The following is a 5,117-nucleotide window of genomic DNA, read 5'->3' as shown; positions in this document are numbered from 1 at the left end:
CTGACAAGCATCAGCAGCGTGCCGACGTCGAACGGCGGAAGTCCGGTGGGTCAAGACTTCGCGCCGAGCGCGCAGGACCGTCCCGCAAGCCAGGGCGCGCACCTGATCCGCGCCCTTCACCGGTTTTCGGATGTGCTCAATAGGGGTCTGATGCCGGAGGGGGCAGAATAGTACGCTAAGGCGGTTTGATCACCTTTTGGGCCATCTGTATTCGCCAGTGAGCAGGATGTGGGCCCACCCGAGGGGTGAAATATGCGCCAGAAGGCCTGGTAAGCAATTCAATCCATCGCGGCGGCGGCTGGCGACAGCCTGACCGAGGTGCTTGGTGTTCCAGTAGATGATGATGGCTGTGAGCAGGTTCAGCCCGGTCATCCTGAAATGTTGTCCTTCAGTTGTTCGGTCGCGAATTTCACCTTGGCGGCCAATGCGTAGGGCATTCTTGAGGGCGTGATGTGCTTCGCCCTTGTTCAGACCTATTTGCGCGCGACGTTGCATGTCGACGTCCAGCAGCCAGTCGATGATGAACAGTGTCCGTTCAACCCGTCCGATTTCACGTAACGCGACGGCCAACTCATGCTGCCGGGGATATGCAGCGAATTTCCGCAAGAGTAGGCTTGGCGGCATCGCGCCTGCCACCATTGTAGCCGCGCTGCGCAGGATATCTGGCCAATTTGAGCTGATAACGTGTTCCCTCACCTTGCCGCCGATCAAGCCCTTCAGTTCTTTCGGGCAGGATGCCGGATCGAAGAGGTAAAGGCGCTTGGATGGCAGATCCCGGATGCGGGGGATGAACTGAAAGCCCAGAAGGGCGGTGACGGCGAAGACGTGGTCGGTAAAGCCACCGGTGTCGGCATACTGTTCGCGGATTTTCTGGCCTGCGTCAGTCATCAACAAACCATCCAGAATGTAGGGCGCTTCGTTCACCGTGGCCGGGATGGTCTGGGTGGCAAAGGGGCCGAATTGGTCGGAGACATGGGTGTAGGCTTTCAATCCGGGTTCATGGCCGTATTTGGCGTTGATCAGATTCATCGCCTCGCCTTGGCGCGTGGTGGGGAAGAATTGCCCATCACTGGACGCGCTGGTGCCACCGCCCCAGAACCGGGCCATCGGCAAGGCAGATTGACCTTCGATCACCATGGCCTGGGCGCGCGCCATCGCCTCGCTTTCGACATGCCACCGCGACAGGCGCGACAGTTGGAAATAATCATGGGTGTTCGTGGCCCCGGCCATTTTGCTGAGGCCGAGATTCAGCCCTTCAGCCAGCAGCACGTTCAACATGCCGACCCTGTCTTTGCATGGAACGCCGGTGCGTAGATGGGTGAAGGCCTCGGTAAAACCGATTTCGTCATCCACTTCGAGCAACAGGTCGGTGATCCTGATCTCTGGCAGGCGTTTGTAAAGATCGAGCACCATGGCGTCGGCCTCTTCGGGAACATCGGCAGTCAAGCGGTCGATCTTGAGCACGCCGCCTTCGATGGAGCCTCCCGGAATGGCACCGGCCCTGGCGGCGCGGGCCAGTCGCTGCAAGCCGTCAGCCAAACGAGATTTACGATCTGCCAGCCAAATTTCCGGCTCATAGGGCATGGCCAGTCTTGGCGTTGCCCTGGCAACTTCGGCCGAAACCAGCGCGTCCTTGAGGTCGCTATATCTGCGGGAATGGGCGAGCCAGATGTCGCCAGCACGGAATGCATCGCGCAGGTGACACAGGACCGCCACCTCCCAGAGCCGGTTCCCGTCGTCATTATTCAAGTGCCGATGCCATTTCGAGGCGCGGCGCAGAAAGGTCAGCGGGCGGTCGCCGGTGGGTTCCGTTCCCGCGATGATGCTGGCAGCTGCCAACAACGGTTCGGCAACCGGGGCGGCATGAATATCGAGCGCCCGCAGCATGCGCGGTGCATAACGTCGAAAGCGATGATACCCGTGAACAACATGTGCCAGCGGATCGGCAGCCAATGTGTCGGTGAGTTGGGCAGCGGTGGCGACAAGCCCCCTGAGCGATAACCAGCCGCCTGCGTTTTGAACGGCATCGATGAGGGACGCTTCATCTTCATGTGCCTCCAGCAGCGCTGATCCAAAATTAGAGAAGCCCTGCAAGGTGTCTTTCAAAGCAGCCTTGGCGTCATCCGCCCGAGCATCGCATGCACGTTTCGCCTCGCGCCACGTCTTTCCGACAATACGGTCATGGGTCTCGACCACTGCGTCGGCAATGGCACTGCGCCATTCGAAAGCACAGACCGCGAGGATGGCAAGGCGACGATCACCTGAAATATCCCGCAAATCACCGGCGAAATACCGTTCCCCTTGCCGCCGGAGGCGCGTGATGCGGTGTGGCGGCACACCGGACAGGATGGTTTTGTCCATAGCCAGGCCCTGCAAGAACTCCAGCCGATCAAGCAAGCGGTTCATGTCGGCCGAATTCTGGCCCACCTCGAACTGACGCAACCAGACAAAGCGGGTTGCAGAGCCGCCCGCCGTTTCCGTCAGCAAAGCGTCAAGTCGGCGGCGCATCTCATCGTCCAGCCGCTCAGCAATCCGGGCGTCGATCCGTCGCTCGGCGGCAACAAGTGCCTCCGCGCAGAGGCGTTCGATCACCGTGATCCCAGGCAGAATGGTCTGGGTCGCCCGGCATTGCTCTACGAAACGCCGTGCCAGATGCTCGTTCGAACGGGCGGTTTCGGCTTCGTTCTCAAGCCAGACCTTCAGGTCGCGCGCCCCCCGGCCAGTGAACATCTTGTATCCGTAAAACTCACGCAGAGCGGCCAAATGTTCGCGGCGCGTTTCTTCCCGTGTCGCATATTCCACCAGATCATCAGGCTTCAGTCCGAGTTGCGCGGCCAAAAATCGCGACAAGGCCGCAGAAATAACCTCGCCTGGCGTGAGCAACCGACCAGGGTATCGTAATGCGCAAAGCTGAAGAGCGAAGCCGAAACGATTATGGGGGCGGCGACGGGCGCGAATAATCTCCAGATCATCATCTGCCAGCGTGTAATGCCGCAGCATCGCCGTTTCTTCGGTTGGCAGATCAAGCAGCGCTGCCCGCTGGCGATCAGTGAGCATTTTCCTGCGAGGCATGTCGTTCCTTCCAAGATCAAGGCCGCTGTCCGCAAGGGGTTCGTTCACCGGACATGTGTTGCAAAGGTTGGCAAGGTCAGAGAAACCACGCCTCAGAATATCTCGTATAGGTGGTACGATTTGATTCGCACACGCCGCCCCTTAATCGTACGCTCAAGCCATGACTGTGACCAAAATTGGCTATGCCCGCTGCTCGACCGACAAACAGGACCTGACCGCACAACGGCAGGCCCTATGCGCCTTGGGCGTATCAGAGGATCTCATCTATACTGACCACGGGCTGACAGGCACCAACCGCGCCCGGCCCGGCCTTGACCAGGCATTGGCTGCCGTGCGGGAAGGTGACGTGCTGGTCGTGCCAAAACTGGATCGCCTTGCCCGGTCCGTCCCCGATGCACGCGCGATCGCAGATCAGTTGGAGAAAAAAGGCGTCAAGCTCGCGTTGGGGATGTCCATCTACGACCCGACAGACCCCATGGGTAAAATGTTCTTCAACATTCTGGCCACCTTCGCTGAGTTTGAGGCCGATCTCATCCGGTTACGGACCAGGGAGGGCATGGCTATCGCACGGGCAAAGGGCAAACTCCGTGGAAAGCAGCCGAAACTTTCTGAAAAACAACAAAAAGAGCTCACGCGTATGCATGCCACCGGTGACTATTCCATAAGCGATCTGGCAGAACTGTTCGCTGTCTCGAGGCCAACGATCTACAGAACTTTGCAACGCACAGGCGCCAAGATTAGCCCTTAGCGTACTATTCTGCCCCCTCCGGCATCAGACCCCTATTTAGTGGCAAAAGAGCCGCGACAGACATATATAGCTGCCTGGTGGACAAGCTATCATCGGCACTGTATGGTAGTTTCTGGTAATACTTAATAGCCGGAGATCCGGATGGCCTCCCCGACATCCATCAAGCTTGATGACGAGATGAAAGAGCGCGTGCGGCATCTTGCGGACTCTCGCAAACGCACGTCTCACTGGGTCATGCGCGAAGCCATCGCACAGTATATCGAGCGCGAAGAAAAGCGCGAGGCATTTCGCCAAGACACTTTCGATGCGTGGGAAGAATTCCGGGAAACCGCGTCGCACGTGAGCGCGGAAGAGGTGGATCGGTGGCTCGCAGGCTGGGGATCTGAAGATGAAGCGCCTGCCCCTGAATGCCACGAGTGATATTCGCCCCGCGGGCGATCCGGGATCTGCAACGGCTGAGGGGTTTCCTGCGCCCCAAGAGCGCCGAGGCTGCGCGGAGGGCCGGTGAGGCTATCCGGCAGGGTGTACGGATACTCGGCGAGCACCCTCACCTCGGGCGAATGGTCGATGATCTTACCGAAGAGTTCCGGGAGTGGTTCATCGACTTCGGTGACAGCGGATACGTCGTTCGGTATCGTGTTGACGAATCTGCAGTGACGATCCTCGCAATCCGGCACCAGAAGGAAGCGGGACATTCCTGAAACTGTTCCCCCGGAAGTTGCTGCGACGCCACGACGTGCCCTCGCAGAGCGGTAAGCGTCACCGGCCAAGTCGGTTGTCTCACTAAGCCGAACGTCCCCTGTTGCATCTACGTCCGATCTTCTTCCTTGCGCATATCTGTTTGATGCTGGCGTCATATATCAGACATGAAATCATCAATATAAGGCGAGGCGGTTTGCTTTCATTGGAATAGCTAAAAGCGCCGTATCAGGTTAGGCTTCGGACATGGAATGGTCCGATCTCACCCGCTCCGATGATACTGAAACCCTACCGGTCTTGCCCAACTGGATCACCTCTGCGCGTGGTGAATCCCATGAAAATGCAGTGTTCCTGTCAGGGGCGGCGCTGGCTTATCTGCATCTTGTGCTGGCCCGCCAGGAGGTGCCGCAGGGCCTGTTGCGGGATCGTCTCGCCTTGCAGGCGGCCGAGGTCTGCATGGCAGTCTCGGGTCGACCGGAACGGGCGGCCGACTTGCGCGACGCTCTCCATCTCGACCCGACCGACTTCGGCGGCTCCAGCGACATGGGCAACGTCTCGCAGCGCGTTCCGGCGCTTCACGCGTTCATCGCGATCGACG

At 59.2% G+C, this 5,117-nt stretch carries 5 protein-coding genes; 4 read left to right on the top strand and 1 reads right to left on the bottom strand.

Translation table 11 applies throughout. The features are described from left to right. Window positions 1–189: 189 nt before the first annotated feature. Window positions 190–3,072, bottom strand: a complete 2,883-nt coding sequence (locus tag R6T97_RS12835; protein ID WP_410349694.1) for a Tn3 family transposase — start codon at window positions 3,070–3,072, stop codon at window positions 190–192. 160 nt (window positions 3,073–3,232) lie between these two features. Here R6T97_RS12835 and R6T97_RS12830 point away from each other — a divergent pair, with 160 nt between their 5' ends. The 4 genes from R6T97_RS12830 to R6T97_RS12815 all read left to right on the top strand — a co-directional run. Next, complete coding sequence (locus tag R6T97_RS12830; RefSeq protein ID WP_410349693.1) at window positions 3,233–3,820, top strand: recombinase family protein; 588 nt, start codon at window positions 3,233–3,235, stop codon at window positions 3,818–3,820. Window positions 3,821–3,961: 141 nt separating this feature from the next. Continuing rightward, the gene (locus tag R6T97_RS12825; protein WP_410349692.1) at window positions 3,962–4,240 is read left to right on the top strand and encodes a CopG family ribbon-helix-helix protein; all 279 of its coding nucleotides are present in this window, start codon (window positions 3,962–3,964) and stop codon (window positions 4,238–4,240) included. Continuing rightward, complete coding sequence (locus R6T97_RS12820; protein WP_410349691.1) at window positions 4,228–4,521, top strand: type II toxin-antitoxin system RelE/ParE family toxin; 294 nt, start codon at window positions 4,228–4,230, stop codon at window positions 4,519–4,521. The genes R6T97_RS12825 and R6T97_RS12820 overlap by 13 nt, the downstream gene beginning before the upstream one ends. A 244-nt stretch (window positions 4,522–4,765) precedes the next feature. After that, the coding region (locus R6T97_RS12815; protein ID WP_410349690.1) for a DUF1403 family protein at window positions 4,766–5,117 on the top strand (352 nt) is incomplete at its 3' end.

The organism is Yoonia sp. (assembly GCF_046498525.1).
Lineage (GTDB): Bacteria > Pseudomonadota > Alphaproteobacteria > Rhodobacterales > Rhodobacteraceae > Yoonia.
The sequence above is the reverse complement of the archived record's forward strand: the minus strand, read 5'-3'. Positions and strand labels throughout refer to the sequence as shown.